This is a genomic window from Streptomyces sp. NPDC059010 (assembly GCF_042740355.1).
GTDB lineage: Bacteria > Actinomycetota > Actinomycetes > Streptomycetales > Streptomycetaceae > Streptomyces.
In genome coordinates this window covers 1-18,959 of sequence record NZ_JBHYJA010000029.1, presented here as the reverse complement: position 1 = coordinate 18,959, position 18,959 = coordinate 1, and the positions used below count along the sequence as shown (strand labels likewise).

Annotated in this window: 17 protein-coding genes; 16 read left to right on the top strand and 1 reads right to left on the bottom strand. The window is 70.2% G+C overall.

Translation table 11 applies throughout. The features are described 5' to 3' along the window. Nucleotides 1-259: 259 nt before the first annotated feature. From ACFWYS_RS28465 to rpsD, 3 genes are all read left to right on the top strand, one after another. The gene (locus tag ACFWYS_RS28465; RefSeq protein ID WP_384774819.1) at nucleotides 260-916 is read left to right on the top strand and encodes a vitamin K epoxide reductase family protein; all 657 of its coding nucleotides are present in this window, start codon (nucleotides 260-262) and stop codon (nucleotides 914-916) included. Between the two features lie 47 nt (nucleotides 917-963). Then, a complete protein-coding gene (locus tag ACFWYS_RS28460; RefSeq protein ID WP_384774817.1) occupies nucleotides 964-2,319 on the top strand; it encodes a replication-associated recombination protein A in 1,356 nt (451 codons plus the stop codon). Between the two features lie 298 nt (nucleotides 2,320-2,617). After that, a complete protein-coding gene (gene rpsD, locus ACFWYS_RS28455; protein WP_015661793.1) occupies nucleotides 2,618-3,232 on the top strand; it encodes a 30S ribosomal protein S4 in 615 nt (204 codons plus the stop codon). A 29-nt stretch (nucleotides 3,233-3,261) separates the two neighbouring features. On the opposite strand, the gene ACFWYS_RS28450 is transcribed toward rpsD, so the two are convergent. After that, entirely contained in the window at nucleotides 3,262-5,424 is a 2,163-nt protein-coding gene (locus ACFWYS_RS28450; RefSeq protein ID WP_384774813.1) for an ATP-binding protein, read from the bottom strand. Between the two features lie 162 nt (nucleotides 5,425-5,586). On the opposite strand from ACFWYS_RS28450, the gene ACFWYS_RS28445 reads away from it, so the two are divergent. From ACFWYS_RS28445 to nusB, 13 genes are all read left to right on the top strand, one after another. After that, the gene (locus tag ACFWYS_RS28445) at nucleotides 5,587-6,024 is read left to right on the top strand and encodes a DUF948 domain-containing protein (RefSeq protein ID WP_384774810.1); all 438 of its coding nucleotides are present in this window, start codon (nucleotides 5,587-5,589) and stop codon (nucleotides 6,022-6,024) included. A gap of 16 nt (nucleotides 6,025-6,040) precedes the next feature. Beyond that, a complete protein-coding gene (locus tag ACFWYS_RS28440; RefSeq protein ID WP_384774807.1) occupies nucleotides 6,041-6,388 on the top strand; it encodes a hypothetical protein in 348 nt (115 codons plus the stop codon). Next, nucleotides 6,388-9,060, top strand: a complete 2,673-nt coding sequence (gene alaS, locus ACFWYS_RS28435) for an alanine--tRNA ligase (protein WP_384774804.1) — start codon at nucleotides 6,388-6,390, stop codon at nucleotides 9,058-9,060. The genes ACFWYS_RS28440 and alaS overlap by 1 nt, the downstream gene beginning before the upstream one ends. Nucleotides 9,061-9,095: 35 nt before the next feature. Continuing rightward, nucleotides 9,096-9,560: a Holliday junction resolvase RuvX gene (gene ruvX, locus ACFWYS_RS28430; RefSeq protein WP_384775075.1), complete on the top strand. Its 465-nt coding sequence runs from the start codon at nucleotides 9,096-9,098 to the stop codon at nucleotides 9,558-9,560. A 124-nt stretch (nucleotides 9,561-9,684) separates the two neighbouring features. Further along, nucleotides 9,685-11,370: an endolytic transglycosylase MltG gene (mltG, locus tag ACFWYS_RS28425; RefSeq protein ID WP_384774801.1), complete on the top strand. Its 1,686-nt coding sequence runs from the start codon at nucleotides 9,685-9,687 to the stop codon at nucleotides 11,368-11,370. Next, entirely contained in the window at nucleotides 11,351-12,190 is an 840-nt protein-coding gene (locus ACFWYS_RS28420) for a shikimate dehydrogenase (RefSeq protein WP_384774799.1), read from the top strand. Before mltG ends, ACFWYS_RS28420 begins: the two co-directional genes overlap by 20 nt. Before the next feature lie 317 nt (nucleotides 12,191-12,507). Next, nucleotides 12,508-13,692 (top strand): chorismate synthase, encoded by a 1,185-nt coding sequence (gene aroC / locus ACFWYS_RS28415; protein ID WP_384774796.1) that lies wholly within the window; start codon nucleotides 12,508-12,510, stop codon nucleotides 13,690-13,692. After that, nucleotides 13,689-14,207 carry a shikimate kinase gene (locus tag ACFWYS_RS28410; protein WP_384774793.1) on the top strand — a complete coding sequence of 173 codons (519 nt, stop codon included), beginning with the start codon at nucleotides 13,689-13,691 and terminating at the stop codon, nucleotides 14,205-14,207. Before aroC ends, ACFWYS_RS28410 begins: the two co-directional genes overlap by 4 nt. Continuing rightward, nucleotides 14,204-15,295, top strand: coding sequence for a 3-dehydroquinate synthase (aroB, locus tag ACFWYS_RS28405; protein ID WP_384774790.1), 1,092 nt, complete (start codon nucleotides 14,204-14,206; stop codon nucleotides 15,293-15,295). Before ACFWYS_RS28410 ends, aroB begins: the two co-directional genes overlap by 4 nt. 201 nt (nucleotides 15,296-15,496) lie before the next feature. Beyond that, nucleotides 15,497-16,453, top strand: a complete 957-nt coding sequence (locus tag ACFWYS_RS28400; protein WP_384774788.1) for an AAA family ATPase — start codon at nucleotides 15,497-15,499, stop codon at nucleotides 16,451-16,453. A 190-nt stretch (nucleotides 16,454-16,643) separates the two neighbouring features. Further along, nucleotides 16,644-17,750, top strand: a complete 1,107-nt coding sequence (locus ACFWYS_RS28395; protein ID WP_384774785.1) for an aminopeptidase P family protein — start codon at nucleotides 16,644-16,646, stop codon at nucleotides 17,748-17,750. Nucleotides 17,751-17,801: 51 nt separating this feature from the next. Next, complete coding sequence (efp, locus tag ACFWYS_RS28390) at nucleotides 17,802-18,368, top strand: elongation factor P (protein ID WP_272118278.1); 567 nt, start codon at nucleotides 17,802-17,804, stop codon at nucleotides 18,366-18,368. A 2-nt stretch (nucleotides 18,369-18,370) separates the two neighbouring features. After that, nucleotides 18,371-18,805 (top strand): transcription antitermination factor NusB, encoded by a 435-nt coding sequence (gene nusB / locus ACFWYS_RS28385; protein ID WP_384774782.1) that lies wholly within the window; start codon nucleotides 18,371-18,373, stop codon nucleotides 18,803-18,805. The last annotated feature ends 154 nt before the right edge of the window (nucleotides 18,806-18,959 follow it).

The window sequence follows — 18,959 nt, the reverse complement described above, 5'->3', positions numbered from 1 at the left end:
GGGTGTTGTGTTCTGTGTTTTCTTTGCGTTGTTTGTTGCTTGGTCCGCTGTTTGGTTGTGTTGTGGGTTTTTTTCTTGTGTGGGGGGGGGCCCCCCCCCCCCCCCCCCCCACGGCTGTTCCGCCGATGTCCTGAACCCCGTGCCTTGACCCGGTCGCGCGTCTCTCCTTATGTCCCATGAACGGCGCGCACGCGTGTGTGTACGGCACAATGTGGCCTGTCCGGAGAAGGTCCAACTCTCAAGTGACGGAATCGGCGTGATGAGCAAGACGACAGTCAAAGACGTCTCCACCGAGCCCGAGCCGCAGCGTGCCGAGGCGGCGCCGCGATCGGTCGGCGGCAGCCGTGCGTTCGCCCTGATGCTGGTCGTCACCGGCGCGGCGGGATTGCTTGCCGCGTGGGTCATCACGATCGACAAGTTCAAGATCCTTGAGGCGGAGATCGCGGGGAAGAGCTTCACGCCCGGCTGCAGCCTCAACCCGATCGTGTCCTGCGGCAGCGTCATGCAGAGCAAGCAGGCGTCCGTCTTCGGGTTCCCGAACCCCATGCTCGGCCTGGTCTGCTACGGCATCGTCATCTGCGTCGGCATGAGCCTGCTCGCCCGCGCCCGCTTCCCGCGCTGGTACTGGCTGACCTTCAACGTCGGCACCCTGTTCGGCGTCGCCTTCTGCACCTGGCTGATGTACCAGTCGCTGTACAACATCAACGCGCTGTGCCTGTGGTGCTCGCTGGCCTGGGCCGCGACGATCACCATGTTCTGGTACGTGACCTCCTTCAACATCCGCAATGGCTTCCTGCCCGCCCCGCGCCCGCTGAAGAACTTCCTCTCCGAGTTCACCTGGGTGCTCCCGGTGACGCACTGCGGCGTCATCGTCATGCTGATCCTGACCCGCTGGGGCAGCCAGCTCTGGGCCTGACCGCCGCTGCGACCGCGATGTCAGTGCGGTGAATTAGGGTTTCCAGCGTGGAGCCCGACCTGTTCACCGCCGCCGCCGAAGAACGCCAGGAGAAGGACCCCGCGGGGAGTCCCCTGGCGGTGCGTATGCGCCCACGCACTCTGGACGAGGTCGTGGGCCAGCAGCACCTGCTGAAACCGGGCTCGCCGCTGCGCAGGCTCGTCGGCGAGTCCGGCGGCGGCCCCGCCGGACCGTCCTCGGTGATCCTGTGGGGCCCGCCCGGCACCGGCAAGACCACCCTGGCCTACGTCGTCTCCAAGGCCACCAACAAGCGCTTCGTCGAGTTGTCCGCGATCACCGCCGGGGTCAAGGAGGTCCGCGCGGTCATCGACGGCGCCCGCCGCGCCACCGGTGGCTTCGGCAAGGAGACCGTCCTCTTCCTCGACGAGATCCACCGCTTCAGCAAGGCCCAGCAGGACTCCCTCCTCCCGGCCGTCGAGAACCGCTGGGTGACCCTGATCGCGGCGACCACCGAGAACCCCTACTTCTCGGTCATCTCCCCCCTGCTGTCCCGCTCCCTCCTGCTCACCCTCGAACCCCTCACCGACGACGACGTCAGGGGCCTGCTCAAGCGCGCGCTGAGCGACGAACGCGGCCTGAAGGACGCCGTCGCCCTCCCCGAGGACACCGAGGAGCACCTGCTGCGGATCGCCGGCGGCGACGCCCGCCGCGCCCTCACCGCCCTGGAGGCGGCGGCCGGGGCCGCCCTGGACCAGGGCGAGAGCGAGATCAGCCTCCAGACGCTGGAGCAGACCGTCGACCGCGCCGCCGTGAAGTACGACCGCGACGGCGACCAGCACTACGACGTCGCCAGCGCACTCATCAAGTCCATCCGCGGCTCCGACGTCGACGCCGCCCTGCACTACCTGGCCCGGATGATCGAGGCCGGCGAGGACCCCCGCTTCATCGCCCGCCGCCTGATGATCTCCGCCAGCGAGGACATCGGCCTCGCCGACCCGAACGCCCTGCCGATCGCGGTCGCCGCCGCCCAGGCCGTCGCCATGATCGGCTTCCCCGAGGCCGCCCTCACCCTCAGCCACGCCACCATCGCCCTCGCCCTGGCCCCCAAGTCCAACGCCGCGACGACCGCGATCGGCGCCGCGATGGAGGACGTACGCAAGGGACTGGCGGGACCCGTGCCCCCGCACCTGCGCGACGGGCACTACAAGGGCGCCGCCAAGCTCGGGCACGCCCAGGGGTATGTGTATCCGCACGACCTGTCCGAGGGCATCGCCGAGCAGCAGTACGCCCCGGACGCCCTCAAGGACCGGGAGTACTACACCCCGACCCGGCACGGCGCCGAGGCGCGGTACGCGGACGCCGTGGAGTGGACCAGGAAGCACCTCGGTCGCAAGCGGTCCTGAGCACCCTGTAAACTTCCCCGAAGTGCTGTGTCCCGTGCAGTCAGAACGGGACGGTCAGCCGGAGCCCCCAGCGGGTTCCAGGAGCGTCGCGCACCGTTCGAATGGTGTCGCGGGCAGCCCATCACCACTCGTCGCAAGGCGGGACCGGTCGATGGGCCACTCGCGTGCTGCACATATGTGCCCAGACCAGGGGAGCGGCTGCCCACCAGGCCCGGCGACGGACCAGGCGGGTTTCCCCGGCTGCGGATGCGACCTCCCTCAACATCCTGACAAGCCGAACACCAAGAAATGAGAGATTGTGGCGAACCAGTCCCGCCCCAAGGTCAAGAAGTCGCGTGCCCTCGGCATCGCGCTGACCCCGAAGGCCGTCAAGTACTTCGAGGCCCGTCCCTACCCGCCGGGTGAGCACGGCCGTGGCCGCAAGCAGAACTCGGACTACAAGGTCCGTCTGCTGGAGAAGCAGCGTCTGCGTGCGCAGTACGACGTGTCCGAGCGCCAGCTCGTCCGCGCCTACGAGCGTGCCTCCAAGGTTCAGGGCAAGACCGGTGAGGCCCTGATCATCGAGCTTGAGCGTCGTCTCGACGCCCTGGTCCTGCGTTCGGGCATCGCCCGCACCATCTACCAGGCCCGTCAGATGGTCGTGCACGGTCACATCGAGGTCAACGGCCAGAAGGTCGACAAGCCGTCGTTCCGCGTCCGTCCCGACGACGTCGTGATGGTCCGCGAGCGCAGCCGTGAGAAGACCCTCTTCTCCATCGCCCGTGAGGGCGGCTTCGCCCCCGAGGGCGAGACCCCGCGCTACCTCCAGGTGAACCTCAAGGCCCTGGCGTTCCGCCTGGACCGTGAGCCGAACCGCAAGGAGATCCCGGTGATCTGCGACGAGCAGCTCGTCGTCGAGTACTACGCCCGTTGATCCTTCAGCGGTCGTAGGACACCTGCGCCTCAGCCCGTCGTCTCCTCGCCCTTGCGGGTGGGGGAGGCGGCGGGCTTCCGCATGCCCGGGGGTGCCTCGGCCTGCCGTACCGGGCCTCGTGGCGGTGGCGGTGGCGGCGCGTCCGCGGCCGGCCGGCCCAGCGCCCGGCGCACCGCCGCCTCCCTGCCGAGCGCCGCTCCCTGCCGTACGCACTCCTCGTACCGCTCGCCGCCGAGCCGCTCCCGGGCCGCCGTCTCGCACAGCTCGTGCGGTGCGTTGAAGCAGGCCGAGCCGAACAGCGGCAGCCCCACCGACGGCCACATCCCGGCCGCCGCGCCCTGCAGCACCGCGGCCTCTGCCGGATCGCCCTCTGCCTGAGTGACCAGGGCCAGCAGCTCCACCGCCAGCACCGAGCCGAGCAGGTCGCGGAAGGAGTGGGCGCCGGTGAGGCAGTCCGTCAGCAGTGCGCGGGCGCCGGGCAGGTCACCGTCGGCCCAGGCGGCGTACGCCAGGACGTACAGCGCATAGGAGCGCGCCCAGCGCTCGCCATGGTCCTCGCACACCCGGCGGACGTCCTCGCAGAGCCGCACCGCGTCCGGCAGATCGCCCTGGAACGCCCGTGTCATGGCCAGCTCGATCTGGCCCATCAGCACATTGCTGTTGAGCTCGCCGAGCTCCTGATACCGGGCCAGCGCCGAGCACAGCAGCGTCTCGGCGCGCTCCACGTCGTCCGAGAGCAGCGCCAGACAGCCGGTGCGGTGCTCGGCGTAGGCCACCGCCGTGGGGTCGCCGGCCCGCTCCGCCTCCTCCCGGCACTCCAGCAGCACCCCGAGCGCGGGCACCGTGTCGCCCTGCAGGATCGCCACATAGCCGAGCACCCACAGCGCCTTCAGCCGGGACTGCTCATGACCGGAGTCCAGCGTCACGGCCTGCTCCAGCCAGTGCCGCCCCTCCGACAGCCGGCCGCAGCCGACCCAGTAGAACCACAGCGAGCCCGCGAGGTACTGGCCCAGACGCGCCTCGTCCGGCTCGCTCAGGCAGTACTCCAGGGCGCAGCGCAGATTCGGCAGCTCCGTCTCGACGCGCGTGGCCACCTCGTCCTGCCGCGGCGAGAACCACTCCAGCTCGCACCAGGTCGTCAGGCCCAGATACCAGTCGCGATGCCGGCGCCGCAGCCGGGCCGCGTCCCCGGCCGCCGCGAGCCACTCGGCGCCGTAGTCCCGGATCGTGTCCAGCATCCGGTAGCGCACCCCGGCCTCGGTCTCCTCGCGCGCGACCACGGACTGCGCGAGCAGCTCCGAGAGCACGTCGAGGACGTCGTCGGAATGCAGCCCCTGGCCGCCGCACACGTATTCCGCCGCTTCCAGGTCGAACCGGCCCGCGAACACCGACAGCCGCGCCCACAGCAACCGCTCCTCGGGCGCGCACAGTTCATGGCTCCAGCCGACGGCCGTACGCAGCGTCCGATGGCGCGCCGGCCCGTCCCGCCCGCCGCCGGTCAGCAGCCGGAACCGGTCGTCGAGCCGCTCCAGCAACTGCCCCGGCGACAGCATCCGCAGCCGTCCCGCGGCCAGCTCGACCGCCAGCGGGATCCCGTCCAGACGCCGGCACAACTCCCGTACGTCCGTGTCGTCCCGCACGGCGACCCCGCGCTGTGCCGCCCGCTCCACGAACAGCTCCACGGCCTCGTCCTCGTCCAGCGGGGCCAGCGCTAGCAGCCGCTCGCCCGCCACGCCCAGCGGTCTGCGCCCCACGGCGAGCACCCGCAGGCCCGGCACCCGGCGCAGCAGACCGGTCACCAGCTCGGCACCGGCGTCCACCAGATGCTCGAAGCCGTCCAGGATCAGCAGGAGTTCACGCTCGGCGAGATGCGCAAGGAGTGTCTCGTGGGGCAGGCGGGTCGTGTGGTCCGTCAGGCCCAGCGCCTCCACGACGGCGTAGTCGACGAACTCCGGATCGCGCACCGGCGCCAGGTCCACGTGCCACACACCGTCAGGGGGCGCACACCGCGTGGCCGCGCGCGCGGCCAACCGTGACTTTCCGACGCCGCCGGCCCCGGTCACGGTGACCAGCCGCGCGGCACGGAGTGCTTCGGCCAGCTCGGCGAGTTCGGCCGAACGGCCCACGAACGAACTGAGTTCCAGGGGGAGATTGCCGGACTCGGGGGAGGGGGCGCGCCGTTGATCCCGCATGGGATACGGAGCGTACTGAAGCGTGTTCGGTCCGTACAATCGCTTCGCGCGACCGGCTTCGCGCGGGCGGTAATCCGGTGCAGAGCGGCGTCCTCGGCGCGATAGGCTCGGCCCACGACTTTTTCGATGTAGACCGATGCAGAGGCACGTTTCAGGGAGCGGGTGCACACAGTGTCCGGTGGAGAGGTTGCCGGGATCCTGGTGGCGGTCTTCTGGGCGATCCTGGTCTCCTTCCTCGCCGTCGCGCTGGCGAGGCTGGCCCAGACGCTCAAGGCGACCACCAAGCTCGTCGCGGACGTGACCGACCAGGCCGTCCCCCTCCTGGCAGAGGCGTCCACCGCCGTGCGCTCCGCGCAGACCCAGATCGACCGGGTCGACGCGATCGCCTCCGACGTCCAGGAAGTCACGTCGAACGCCTCCGCCCTGTCGACCACCGTCGCCTCCACCTTCGGCGGCCCCCTGGTCAAGGTCGCGGCCTTCGGCTACGGCGTACGCCGGGCCCTCGGCGGCCGCAAGCAGGAGGACGTGCCCGCGAAGTCGCCCGGGCGTAACGTGATCGTGGGCCGGACGGTCCCCGCCGCACGACGCAAGCGGAAGTAAGGACTGAGACCGAGCGATGTTCCGTCGTACGTTCTGGTTCAGCACGGGCGTGGCCGCCGGTGTGTGGGCCACCACCAAGGTCAACCGCAAGATCAGGCAGCTGACCCCGGAGAGCCTCGCCGCCACCGCGGCGAACAAGGCCCTGGAGACCGGTCAGCGGCTGAAGGACCGAGCGGTCGGCTTCGCGCTCGACGTCCGCGACAACATGGCCCAGCGGGAGGCCGAGCTGGAGGACGCGCTCGGCATCCAGGACAGCCCCGAACTTCCCGCGCCCCGGCGGTACGCCGCCATCGAGAACAACCGCAGCAACCCGAAGTACGTCGACGACCCGACGTACTCGTACAACCGGAATGAGGACCACTGATGGAGTCGGCCGAGATTCGCCGCCGCTGGCTGAGCTTCTTCGAGGAGCGCGGGCACACCGTCGTCCCTTCGGCGTCGCTCATCGCGGACGACCCGACTCTGCTCCTGGTCCCGGCCGGCATGGTGCCCTTCAAGCCCTACTTCCTGGGTGAGGTCAAGCCGCCCTTCCCGCGCGCCACCAGCGTGCAGAAGTGCGTGCGCACGCCCGACATCGAAGAGGTCGGCAAGACCACCCGCCACGGCACGTTCTTCCAGATGTGCGGCAACTTCTCCTTCGGCGACTACTTCAAGGAAGGCGCCATCAAGTACGCCTGGGAGCTGCTCACCAGCCCCCAGGACAAGGGCGGTTACGGCCTGGAGCCGGAGAAGCTCTGGATCACCGTCTACAAGGACGACGACGAGGCCGAGCGCATCTGGCACGAGGTCGTCGGGGTGCCGAAGGAGCGCATCCAGCGCCTCGGCATGAAGGACAACTACTGGTCCATGGGCGTCCCCGGCCCCTGCGGCCCCTGTTCCGAGATCAACTACGACCGCGGCCCCGAGTTCGGCGTCGAGGGCGGCCCCGCCGTCAACGACGAGCGGTACGTGGAGATCTGGAACCTCGTCTTCATGCAGTACGAGCGTGGCGAGGGCATCGGCAAGGACAACTTCGAGATCCTCGGCGAGCTCCCCAGCAAGAACATCGACACCGGCCTCGGCCTCGAACGACTCGCCATGATTCTGCAGGGCGTGCAGAACATGTACGAGATCGACACCTCCATGGCCGTCATCAAGAAGGCCACCGAGCTGACCGGTGTCGCCTACGGCGACGCCCACGCCTCCGACGTCTCCCTGCGCGTGGTCACCGACCACATGCGGACGTCCGTGATGCTCATCGGCGACGGCGTCACCCCGGGCAACGAGGGCCGTGGCTACGTCCTGCGCCGCATCATGCGCCGCGCCATCCGCAACATGCGCCTGCTCGGCGCCACCGGCCCGGTCGTCAAGGACCTCATCGACGTCGTGATCGGCATGATGGGCCAGCAGTACCCCGAGCTGATCACCGACCGCGAGCGCATCGAGAAGGTCGCCGTCGCCGAGGAGAACGCCTTCCTCAAGACGCTGAAGGCCGGCACCAACATCCTCGACACCGCCGTCTCCGACACCAAGGCCGCGGGCTCCACCGTGCTGGCCGGCGACAAGGCGTTCCTGCTCCACGACACCTGGGGCTTCCCGATCGACCTCACCCTGGAGATGGCCGCCGAGCAGGGCCTTTCCGTGGACGAGGACGGCTTCCGGCGCCTGATGAAGGAGCAGCGGGAGCGCGCCAAGGCCGACGCCCAGGCCAAGAAGACCGGCCACGCCGGTGCCGGCGCCTACCGGGAGATCGCCGACAAGGTCGGTGAGACCGACTTCATCGGCTACGGCGACACCGAGGGCGAGTCCACCATCGTCGGCATCCTCGTCGACGGCGCATCCTCCCCGGCCGCCACCGAGGGCGACGAGGTCGAGATCGTCCTCGACCGCACCCCGTTCTACGCCGAGGGCGGCGGCCAGATCGGCGACACCGGCAAGATCAAGGTCGACACCGGTGCCGTCATCGAGATCCGCGACTGCCAGAAGCCGGTCCCGGGTGTGTACGTCCACAAGGGCGTCGTCCAGGTCGGCGAGGTGACGGTCGGTGCCAAGGCCCATGCCTCGATCGACCACCGTCGCCGCAAGGCCATCGCCCGCGCCCACTCGGCCACCCACCTCACCCACCAGGCCCTGCGTGACGCGCTCGGTCCGACGGCTGCCCAGGCCGGTTCCGAGAACCAGCCGGGCCGCTTCCGCTTCGACTTCGGTTCGCCCTCCGCCGTCCCGACGGCCGTGATGACCGACGTCGAGCAGAAGATCAACGAGGTGCTCGCCCGCGACCTCGACGTGCACGCCGAGGTCATGGGCATCGACGAGGCCAAGAAGCAGGGCGCCATCGCCGAGTTCGGCGAGAAGTACGGCGAGCGGGTCCGGGTCGTGACCATCGGCGACTTCTCCAAGGAGCTGTGCGGCGGCACGCATGTGCACAACACCGCCCAGCTCGGCCTGGTCAAGCTGCTCGGCGAGTCGTCCATCGGCTCGGGTGTGCGCCGGATCGAGGCACTGGTCGGCGTGGACGCCTACAACTTCCTCGCCCGTGAGCACACGGTCGTCGCCCAGCTCCAGGAGCTGATCAAGGGCCGCCCGGAGGAGCTCCCGGAGAAGGTCTCCGCCATGCTCGGCAAGCTGAAGGACGCCGAGAAGGAGATCGAGAAGTTCCGCGCCGAGAAGGTGCTGCAGGCCGCCGCCGGTCTCGTCGAGTCCGCCAAGGACGTGCGCGGTGTCGCCGTCGTCACCGGTCAGGTCCCGGACGGCACCACGCCGGACGACCTGCGCAAGCTGGTCCTCGATGTGCGCGGCCGTATCCAGGGCGGACGTGCCGCCGTGGTCGCCCTGTTCACCGTCAACAACGGCAAGCCGCTGACGGTCATCGCCACCAACGAGGCCGCCCGCGAGCGCGGTCTCAAGGCCGGTGACCTGGTCCGCACGGCCGCCAAGACCCTCGGCGGCGGCGGGGGCGGCAAGCCGGACGTCGCCCAGGGCGGCGGCCAGAACCCGGCCGCCATCGGCGACGCCGTCGACGCCGTCGAACGGCTCGTGACGGAAACGGCCAAGTGAGCGAAGACACACACGCGAGTGGCGACGGCCGGGGCATGCGCCGCGGCCGTCGCCTCGCGATCGACGTCGGCGACGCCCGTATCGGTGTCGCCTCGTGCGACCCCGACGGCATCCTCGCCACCCCGGTGGAGACGGTCCCCGGCCGGGACATCCCCGCAGCCCACCGGCGGCTCGGGCAACTCGTCGAGGAGTACGAGCCGATCGAGGTCGTCGTAGGACTCCCACGTTCCCTCAAGGGAGGAGAGGGCCCGGCCGCGGTCAAGGTCAGGGGCTTCGCCCAGGAACTGGCCCGCATGATCGCGCCCGTACCGGTCAGGCTCGTTGATGAGCGGATGACGACCGTGACGGCCAGTCAGGGACTGCGCGCCTCGGGTGTGAAGTCCAAGAAGGGCCGGTCGGTGATCGACCAGGCAGCCGCTGTGATCATCTTGCAGCAGGCGCTCGAATCCGAACGGGTGTCAGGTAAAGCACCGGGCGAGAGCGTCGAAGTGGTTATCTGATCGCGATACGGTAACGTTCCGCGCGATGCGCCGGTGTTCGAACAGCCGACGCACAAAGAGAGGCGGGACGGGAACCGGATCTACAGCAGCCGCGTGACCGCCGCCTCGCGGCTCTAGGGGATCGATGACTGAGTATGGCCGGGGCCCAGGCTCCGAACCGTGGCATCCCGAGGACCCGTTGTTCGGGGACGGCGGATGGGAAGGGCAGCAGGCTCACACGGGCCAACAGCCTGCCTACGGCGGCCAGCCGCAGCACTATCCGGAGCAGCAGCCGCAGCACTACGGCGACTGGGGCAACGGCCAGCAGGCCCCATACGGTCAGGCGCAGCAGCAGTACCAGCAGCAGGGTCAGGCACAGCAGTACCCCCAGCAGTACGACCAGCAGCACTACCCGGGCCAGGGACAGCAGCCGTACGACAACAACGGCTGGCAGACCGGCTCCCACTCGCATCCCCAGTACCCCGACCCGGCGGACCCCTACGGACAGCAGGCCGCGGCGTACGGCGGTGAGCGGCCCGACTACTACGGCACGCCCGACGCATACCCCCCGCCGGAGCCGCCGAGCCGTCGGCAGGCCGAGCCCGAGCCGCCCCATACCGACTGGGACCCTGGCCCTGACCAGGGCGAACACGCATTCTTCGCGGGCGGCGACGATGACGACGACTCGGACGGCGAGTCGGGCGACGGCCGCGGTCGCGGCGACCGGCGGGGCCGGGGCGGCAAGCCCAAGAAGCGGCGCAGCGGATGCGCCTGTCTGGTGATCGCGCTGGTGCTCACCGGAGGCGTCGGCGGTGTCGGATATTTCGGGTACCAGTTTTACCAGGATCGTTTCGGCGCGGCGCCGGACTACACGGGTGACGGCACGAGCGAGACGGTGACCGTCCAGATCCCCCAGGGCTCGGGCGGATACGCCATCGGTCAACTCCTCAAGGAAGCCGGTGTCGTCAAGAGTGTCGACGCCTTCGTGGCGGCGCAGTCGGACAATCCCAAGGGGAACCGCATCCAGGCGGGCGCCTATCTGCTGAACAAGCAGATGTCCGCTTCGAGCGCCGTCGAGATGATGCTCAACCCCGAGAGCCAGAACAGCGTTCTGGTCAGGCCGGGCGAGCGCAACGCGGCCGTGTACGAGTCGATCGACAAACAGCTTGATTTGTCGTCCGGGACCACCAAGAAGGTCGCCGAGCAGAAATACAAGAGCCTCGGACTTCCGAGCTGGGCGAACGACAACAACAAGATCAAGGACCCGCTGGAAGGCTTCCTCTACCCCGGCACCTATGCCGCCGCCAAGGGTATGAAGCCCGAGGTGGTCCTCAAGGACATGGTGTCCCAGGCCGCGAAGAAGTACGACTCGCTCGGCCTGGAGGCCAAGGCCAAGGCGCTCAAGCTGGACAGTCCGCTGCAGGTCATCACGGTCGCGAGCCTGGTCGAGGCCGAGGGCAAGACCGAGGCCGACTACCGTCAGATGGCGGAGGTGGTCTACAACCGCCTCGATCTCGCGAACCCCGAGACCTATGGGCTGCTGCAGTTCGACTCGACCTTCAATTACGCGCAGGGCAAGAGCAACATCAATATCAGCGAGTCGGAGATCAACAGCAACAAGGACCCGTACAACACGTACACGCAGAAGGGCCTGCCGCCCGGTCCGATCGACAACCCGGGAGAGGGCGCGCTCAAGGGAGCGTTGAATCCGACCGATCAGGGCTGGTACTACTTCGTCGCTGTCGACGGCGTGAACAAGACCGAATTCGCCAAGACCCACGCCGAATTCCTGAAGCTCAAGGACAAGTTCAATGAGAGCTCGGGCAATTGACGCCCGCCGGGCCGCCGTTCTCGGCAAGCCCATCGCCCACTCCCTCTCCCCGGTGCTGCACCGCACCGCCTACGAGGAACTGGGGCTCGTGAACTGGTCGTACGACCGGTTCGAGATCGACGAGGCCGCTCTGCCCGGGTTCCTCGCGGAACTCGGACCGGAGTGGGTCGGCTTGTCGTTGACCATGCCGCTTAAGCGGGCCGTCATTCCGCTGCTCGACGAGATCAGCGAGACGGCGGCTTCGGTCGAGGCGGTCAACACCGTCGTCCTCACCGAGGACGGCCGCAAGGTCGGTGACAACACCGACATCCCCGGCATGGTCGCCGCCCTGCGTGAGCGCGGCATCGAGCAGGTCGACTCCGCCGCCATCCTCGGCGCGGGCGCCACGGCGTCCTCCGCACTGGCCGCGCTCGCCCGGATCTGCACCGGCGAGGTCGTGGCGTACGTACGCAGCGAGGCGCGCGCCGCCGAGATGCGGCAGTGGGGCGAGCGGCTCGACGTCGAGGTGCGGACGGCCGACTGGGCGGACGCGGACCGTGCGCTGCACGCGCCGCTGGTGATCGCGACCACCCCGGCCGGTACGACGGACGCCCTCGCCGCCGCCGTGCCGGAGCGCCCCGCCACCCTGTTCGACGTGCTCTACGACCCCTGGCCCACCGCTCTCGCGGCCCGCTGGTCCATGTACGGCGGCGCCGTCGTCAGCGGCCTCGACCTGCTGGTGCACCAGGCCGTGCTGCAGGTGGAGCAGATGACCGGCCGTGTTCCGGCACCCCTTGACGCCATGCGAAAGGCGGGGGAGCGCGCTCTCGCGTCCCGCTAGGTCCGGCTGGGTTCCGCAGAGGGCCTGAAGCGCAAGATCGCCCAGCGGCACACGGTCCGCCAGGGAGCCGAGCGGCGCCGATTTCCTCGGCGGGTACGCCCCGCGGCAGCGCCAAGGCAACGGTCCCGCCTGATCCCTTCCCGTGCCCGGCACCGTCCATCGCCCGTCCGTCTGATGGACCGGCGACCGAGCACCGGTCCCGGACGTGGGAGGATCGGAGGTGGCGGGCCGGAGCCGCGCAGCTGGTCACGCCGTCGCCGTACGCGAGGACGCGCGTACGCAGGGCAGTACCAGGGCGCGAGTACCGAGGAGCACCGTTGAGCAGGTTGCGCTGGCTGACCGCGGGGGAGTCGCACGGCCCCGCACTCGTCGCGACGCTGGAGGGCCTTCCCGCCGGCGTGCCGATCACCACGGAGATGGTGGCGGACCACCTGGCCCGGCGCCGACTCGGCTATGGACGCGGCGCGCGCATGAAGTTCGAGCGCGACGAGGTCACCTTCCTCGGCGGTGTCCGGCACGGCCTGACCCTCGGTTCCCCGGTCGCGATCATGGTGGGCAACACCGAGTGGCCGAAGTGGGAGCAGGTCATGGCGGCCGACCCCATCGACCCCGAGATCCTCGCCGGCCTCGCCCGCAACGCCCCGCTGACCCGCCCGCGCCCCGGCCACGCCGACCTCGCGGGCATGCAGAAGTACGGCTTCGACGAGGCCCGGCCGATCCTGGAGCGCGCCTCGGCCCGTGAGACGGCGGCCCGGGTGGCGCTGGGCGCGGTGGCCCGGTCGTACATCAAGGAGACGGCCGGCATCGAGATCGTCAGCCATGTCGTCGAGCTGTGCTCCGTGAAGGCCCCGCAGGGTGTGTACCCGACGCCGGCCGACGTCGAGAAGCTGGACTCCGACCCGCTGCGCTGCCTGGACGCCGACGCGTCGAAGGCGATGGTCGCGGAGGTCGACCAGGCCCACAAGGACGGCGACACCCTCGGCGGCGTCGTCGAGATCCTTGCCTACGGCGTGCCCGTCGGCCTCGGCTCGCACGTCCACTGGGACCGCAAGCTCGACGCCCGCCTCGCCGGTGCGCTCATGGGCATCCAGGCCATCAAGGGCGTCGAGCTCGGCGACGGCTTCGAGCTCGCCCGCGTCCCCGGCTCCAAGGCGCACGACGAGATCGTGAACACGCCCGAGGGCATCCGCCGGGTCTCCGGCCGCTCCGGCGGTACCGAGGGCGGACTGACCACCGGTGAGCTGCTGCGGGTGCGCGCCGCGATGAAGCCGATCGCGACCGTGCCGCGGGCGCTGCAGACGGTGGACGTGACGACCGGTGAGGCGACGCAGGCCCACCACCAGCGCTCCGACGTGTCCGCGGTTCCGGCCGCCGGTATCGTCGCCGAGGCCATGGTGGCGCTGGTCCTCGCGGACGCCGTCGCGGAGAAGTTCGGCGGCGACAACGTCGCCGAGACCCGCCGCAACGTGCAGTCGTACCTCGACAACCTGGCCATCCGATGAGCGCAGCGCCTGTGGTGGTGCTGGTCGGGCCGATGGGCGTGGGCAAGTCCACGGTCGGGCGGCTGCTGGCCGAGCGGCTCGGGGTCGGCTACCGGGACACCGACGACGACATCGTGGCCGAGCAGGGCCGGACCATCGCCGAGATCTTCGTGGACGAGGGCGAGCCCGCGTTCCGGGCGATCGAGAAGCAGGCGGTGCACCGCGCGCTGGCCGAGCACGACGGGATCCTGGCGCTCGGCGGCGGTGCGATCCTCGACCCCGAGACGCGCGAGTCGCTCGACGGCCTCAGGGTCGTCTACCTCTCGATGGACGTCGAGGAGGCGGTCAAGCGCACCGGTCTGAACGCCGCCCGCCCGCTGCTCGCGGTCAACCCGCGCAAGCAGTGGCGCGAGCTGATGGAGGCCCGCCGCCATCTGTACGAGGGGATCGCCACCGCGGTCGTCGCCACCGACGGCCGTACCCCCGAAGAAGTGGCCCAAGTCGCCCTGGACGCACTGGAGTTGAAGGAAGCATGACCGAGGCAGTCACCCGGGTCCAGGTCGGCGGCACCGCGGGAAGTGAGCCGTACGAGGTCCTGATCGGGCGTCAGCTCCTCGCCGAGCTCGGCGGGTTGATCGGTGGCAGGGCCAAGCGGGTCGCCGTGATCCACCCCGAGGCGCTCGCCGAGACCGGCGACGCGGTGCGCGCGGACCTCGCCGAGCAGGGCTTCGAGGTCATCGCCATCCAGGTGCCCAACGCGGAGGAGGCCAAGACCGCCGAGGTCGCCGCCTACTGCTGGAAGGCGCTGGGGCAGTCCAACTTCACCCGCACCGACGTCGTCATCGGCGTGGGCGGCGGGGCCACCACCGACCTGGCCGGGTTCGTGGCCGCGACCTGGCTGCGCGGAGTGCGCTGGATCGCGATCCCGACGACCGTGCTGGCCATGGTGGACGCGGCCGTCGGCGGCAAGACCGGCATCAACACCGCCGAGGGCAAGAACCTGGTGGGCGCCTTCCACCCGCCGGCCGGTGTGCTGTGCGACCTGGCCGCGCTGGAGTCGCTGCCGGTCAACGACTACGTGTCCGGGCTCGCGGAGGTCATCAAGGCCGGTTTCATCGCCGACCCGGCGATCCTGGAGCTGATCGAGGCCGACCCCGAGGCCGCGCGGACCCCGGCCGGCCCGCACACCGCCGAGCTGATCGAGCGGTCGATCCGGGTCAAGGCCGAGGTGGTCTCCTCCGACCTGAAGGAGTCGGGACTGCGGGAGATCCTCAACTACGGCCACACGCTCGGTCACGCCATCGAGAAGAACGAGCGGTACAAATGGCGGCACGGCGCCGCGGTGGCGGTGGGTATGCACTTCGCCGCCGAACTGGGGCGGCTGGCGGGCCGGTTGGACGATGCGACGGCCGACCGCCACCGCACGATCCTGGAGTCGGTCGGGCTGCCGCTGCACTACCGCTACGACCAGTGGCCCAAGCTGCTGGAGACGATGAAGGTCGACAAGAAGTCCCGTGGCAACCTGCTGCGCTTCATCGTGCTGGACGGGCTGGCCAAGCCGACCGTCCTGGAGGGCCCGGACCCGGCCGTCCTCCTCGCCGCCTACGGCGAAGTCGGCCAGTAAGTCCGGCGAAGGCATCTTCCGTCCGATTCGCCTGTGGCGATGGGCACTTCAGACCGCCCCCGGCCGTTCACCAAACGGCGGCCGGGGGCGGTACCGTTCGGATGGGGTCCCCCCGAGCCGTTTCGGGTGGTGGGGGAGAGCGGGGTTCGTGCCCTGCCACCAGCGCCAATGGCCATGGAAGACGAGACGGAGTGGCACCGGATGCAGCACGCAGTGGGTTCTCCGCTGCCGCCGCCCCACCAGTCGGGGCACGGCTGGTCACCGGCCGGACAACACTCGGGTCCGCACCACCCGGGCACACCCCAGGGACCCGCACCGCATCAGGGACCAGCCCCGCACCCCGGATCCGCCCCGCACCCCGGATCCGCCCCGCACCCGGGACCCGCCTCCCATCCGGGACCGGCCTCGCACCAGGGCTCCGCCCCGGTACCCCCGCCGCCCCCGGCACCGGGCTTCACCGCCCCCGGCCCGGTCCCGCACACGCCGCACCACGTCCAGGCGCCGCCGACGCCCGAGACCACGGGCCATGTCCAGCTGCCGCCCGGCGGTCCGGTCGCCATGCCGCCCGCCCCGCCCTCCGCCACGGCGCCCGACCCGACGACCACGACCCTCGCGGTGCTGCTCATCGGGCCGGCCGGGGCGGGAAAGACGAGCGTCGCCAAGTTCTGGGCGGACCACCGCAGGGTCCCCACGGCCCACATAAGCCTCGACGACGTACGCGAATGGGTCCGCTCGGGCTTCGCCGACCCCCAGTCCGGGTGGAACGACCACTCCGAGGCCCAGTACCGCCTGGCCCGCCGCACCTGCGGCTTCGCCGCGCGCAACTTCCTGGCCAACGGAATCTCGTGCATCCTCGACGACGCGGTCTTCCCGGACCGCCCCGTGGTCGGCCTCGGCGGCTGGAAGCGCCATGTCGGCCCCGGGCTGCTGCCGGTCGTCCTGCTCCCGGGCCTGGAGATAGTCCTGGAGCGCAACGCCGAGCGCTCGGGCAACCGCCGCCTCACCGACGAGGAGGTCGCGCGGATCCACGGCCGCATGGCGGGCTGGTACGGCTCGGGCCTGCCGATCATCGACAACTCCCAGCTGGACGTCCCACAGACGGCCCAGGTCCTGGACGACGTACTGGCAAGATCAATAGCGAGCCCCCCGAAGTGGTAGCCAAGGTGACCGGCCGCCCTTAAGGGGCGCGGGGAACTGCGCGAGAAACCCCCACAGGCCCGCAGACGGCACACAACCCCACGCGGGCCCCCGCCTCCCGACCCGCACCCCCCAACCCGCACAATCCAGACACCGCCCACTCGGACGCCCCCAACCGGCATCAACCCGGCGCAGCCCATACGCTCGGGTCATGTCAGAGGTCTACGCGGCCCGCCGATCACGGCTACGGGAGCAGTGCAACGCGGCCGGCAGCGCGGCAGCACTCGTCTCCCGCCCGGCCAACGTGCGCTACCTCGCGGGTGCCGCCCCGCACGGCGCCGTACTGCTGCTGGGCAGAACCCAGGACCTGCTGGTCTGCGCGGGCCCGCCCGAGGACCAGCCGACGCAGGGCCGCCCCGACGAGGCACTGCCGATCCACGCCCTCCCCGGCCCCGGCGGCGATCCCGCCGTCGCCGCGGCCGACCTCGCGTCGGCCCAGGGCGGGGACTCCCTCGCCGTCGAGGAACACCACCTCACCGTGGCCCGGCACAGAGCCATCCGCTCGGTCGTCCCGCGGCTGCGCCTCGCCGACCTGGGCGGAGCCGTGGAGCAGCTCAGGGTGGTGAAGGACGAGGAGGAGATCTCCTGCCTCCGGATCGGCGCCGAGATCGCCGACCAGGCACTCGGAGAGCTCCTCGAATCCATCCTCGTCGGCCGCACCGAGCGCCACCTCGCCCTCGAACTCGAACGGCGCCTTGTCGATCACGGCGCCGACGGCCCCGCCTTTCCCACCTCCGTCGCCACCGGTCCGAACGCCGGCCGCCGCGCCCATCGGCCCACCGACCGCCGCGTCGAGGAGGGCGACTTCCTCTCCGTCTGCCTCGGGGCCACGTACCGCGGCTACCGGTGCGAGATCGGCCGGACCTTCGTGATCGGTACGTCTCCCGCCGACTGGCAGATCGAGTTGTACGACCTCGTCTTCGCCGCTCAGCGCGCCGGACGGGAGGCCCTGGCACCCGGCGCCGCCTACCGTGACGTGGACCGTGCCGCACGTCAGGTGCTGGACTCCGCCGGGTACCACGAGGGCCTGCCGTCCCTCACCGGCCACGGTGTCGGACTCGAAATCGACGAGGACCCGCAGTTGGCTCCTGCGGCCATGGGTAAACTGGACGCTTGCGTGCCGGTCACCGTCGAACCGGGGGTCCACCTCCCGGGCCGGGGCGGTGTCCGGATCGATGACACGCTCGTCGTTCGCCCCGAGGCGGACGGCGGACCCGAGCTACTCACCATCACGACCAAGGAGCTGCTCGCCCTCTAGACAGGAGCGTGCGCCGGGGTCGTCCACGTCAGTCCAGGAGATTCCGCAACCGTGGCTTCCACGAACGACCTCAAGAACGGCATGGTGCTCAAGCTCGATGGCGGCCAGCTGTGGTCCGTCGTCGAGTTCCAGCACGTCAAGCCCGGCAAGGGCCCGGCCTTCGTGCGCACCAAGCTCAAGAACGTGCTGTCCGGCAAGGTGGTCGACAAGACCTTCAACGCCGGCGTCAAGGTCGAGACGGCCACTGTCGACAAGCGCGACATGCAGTTCTCGTACATGGACGGCGAGTACTTCGTCTTCATGGACATGGAGACCTACGACCAGCTCATGGTCGACCGCAAGGCCGTCGGTGACGCCGCCAACTTCCTGATCGAGGGCTTCACCGCCACCGTCGCCCAGCACGAGGGCGAGGTGCTCTTCGTCGAGCTGCCGGCCGCCGTCGAGCTCGTCATCAAGGAGACCGAGCCGGGCGTCCAGGGCGACCGCTCCACCGGCGGCACCAAGCCCGCCATCCTGGAGACCGGCCACCAGATCAACGTCCCGCTCTTCATCACCACCGGTGAGAAGATCAAGGTCGACACCCGCACGAGCGACTACCTCGGCCGGGTGAACAGCTAACCGTGGCTGCCCGCAACACGGCCCGCAAGCGCGCCTTCCAGATCCTCTTCGAGGGCGACCAACGCGACGCCGACGTCCTGACCGTTCTCGCGGACTGGATCCGGCTCTCCCGGGACGACACCCGGCAGCCGCCGGTGAGTGAGTACACGATGCAGCTGGTCGAGGGCTACGCGGCGCACGCGAGGCGGATCGACGAGCTGATCGCGCAGTACTCCGTCGGCTGGACGCTCGACCGGATGCCGGTCGTGGACCGCAACATCCTGCGTCTCGGCGCGTACGAGCTGATCTGGGTCGACGAGACCCCGGACGCGGTCGTGATCGACGAGATGGTGCAGCTGGCGAAGGAGTTCTCCACGGACGAGTCGCCCTCGTTCGTGAACGGCCTCCTCGGCCGGCTCAAGGAGCTGAAGTCCTCGCTGCGCCGAGAGGAAGCGTAGGGGTCTTCAGAGGTCTCGAACACGCCGGAGGGCCCGCAGCCACGCGGCTGCGGGCCCTCCGGCGTTTCCAGTGTCCCCCGCGCCCCCCACGCCCCCTCCGGCCCCCCGAACCCCCCCCGGGTGGGCGGGACCCCCCCCTTACGGCCCCCCGCGC

Bases quoted from the DNA above. Each gene is read 5' to 3' on its own strand.
- mltG (WP_384774801.1), top strand. From the start codon at position 9,685: ATGACTGAGTATGGCCGGGGCCCAGGCTCCGAACCGTGGCATCCCGAG.
- ACFWYS_RS28440 (WP_384774807.1), top strand. From the start codon at position 6,041: ATGTTCCGTCGTACGTTCTGGTTCAGCACGGGCGTGGCCGCCGGTGTG.
- ACFWYS_RS28395 (WP_384774785.1), top strand. From the start codon at position 16,644: ATGTCAGAGGTCTACGCGGCCCGCCGATCACGGCTACGGGAGCAGTGC.
- ACFWYS_RS28420 (WP_384774799.1), top strand. From the start codon at position 11,351: ATGAGAGCTCGGGCAATTGACGCCCGCCGGGCCGCCGTTCTCGGCAAG.
- ACFWYS_RS28400 (WP_384774788.1), top strand. From the start codon at position 15,497: ATGCAGCACGCAGTGGGTTCTCCGCTGCCGCCGCCCCACCAGTCGGGG.
- alaS (WP_384774804.1), top strand. From the start codon at position 6,388: ATGGAGTCGGCCGAGATTCGCCGCCGCTGGCTGAGCTTCTTCGAGGAG.
- ruvX (WP_384775075.1), top strand. From the start codon at position 9,096: ATGCGCCGCGGCCGTCGCCTCGCGATCGACGTCGGCGACGCCCGTATC.
- ACFWYS_RS28410 (WP_384774793.1), top strand. From the start codon at position 13,689: ATGAGCGCAGCGCCTGTGGTGGTGCTGGTCGGGCCGATGGGCGTGGGC.
- ACFWYS_RS28465 (WP_384774819.1), top strand. From the start codon at position 260: ATGAGCAAGACGACAGTCAAAGACGTCTCCACCGAGCCCGAGCCGCAG.
- aroB (WP_384774790.1), top strand. From the start codon at position 14,204: ATGACCGAGGCAGTCACCCGGGTCCAGGTCGGCGGCACCGCGGGAAGT.
- ACFWYS_RS28450 (WP_384774813.1), bottom strand. From the start codon at position 5,424: ATGCGGGATCAACGGCGCGCCCCCTCCCCCGAGTCCGGCAATCTCCCC.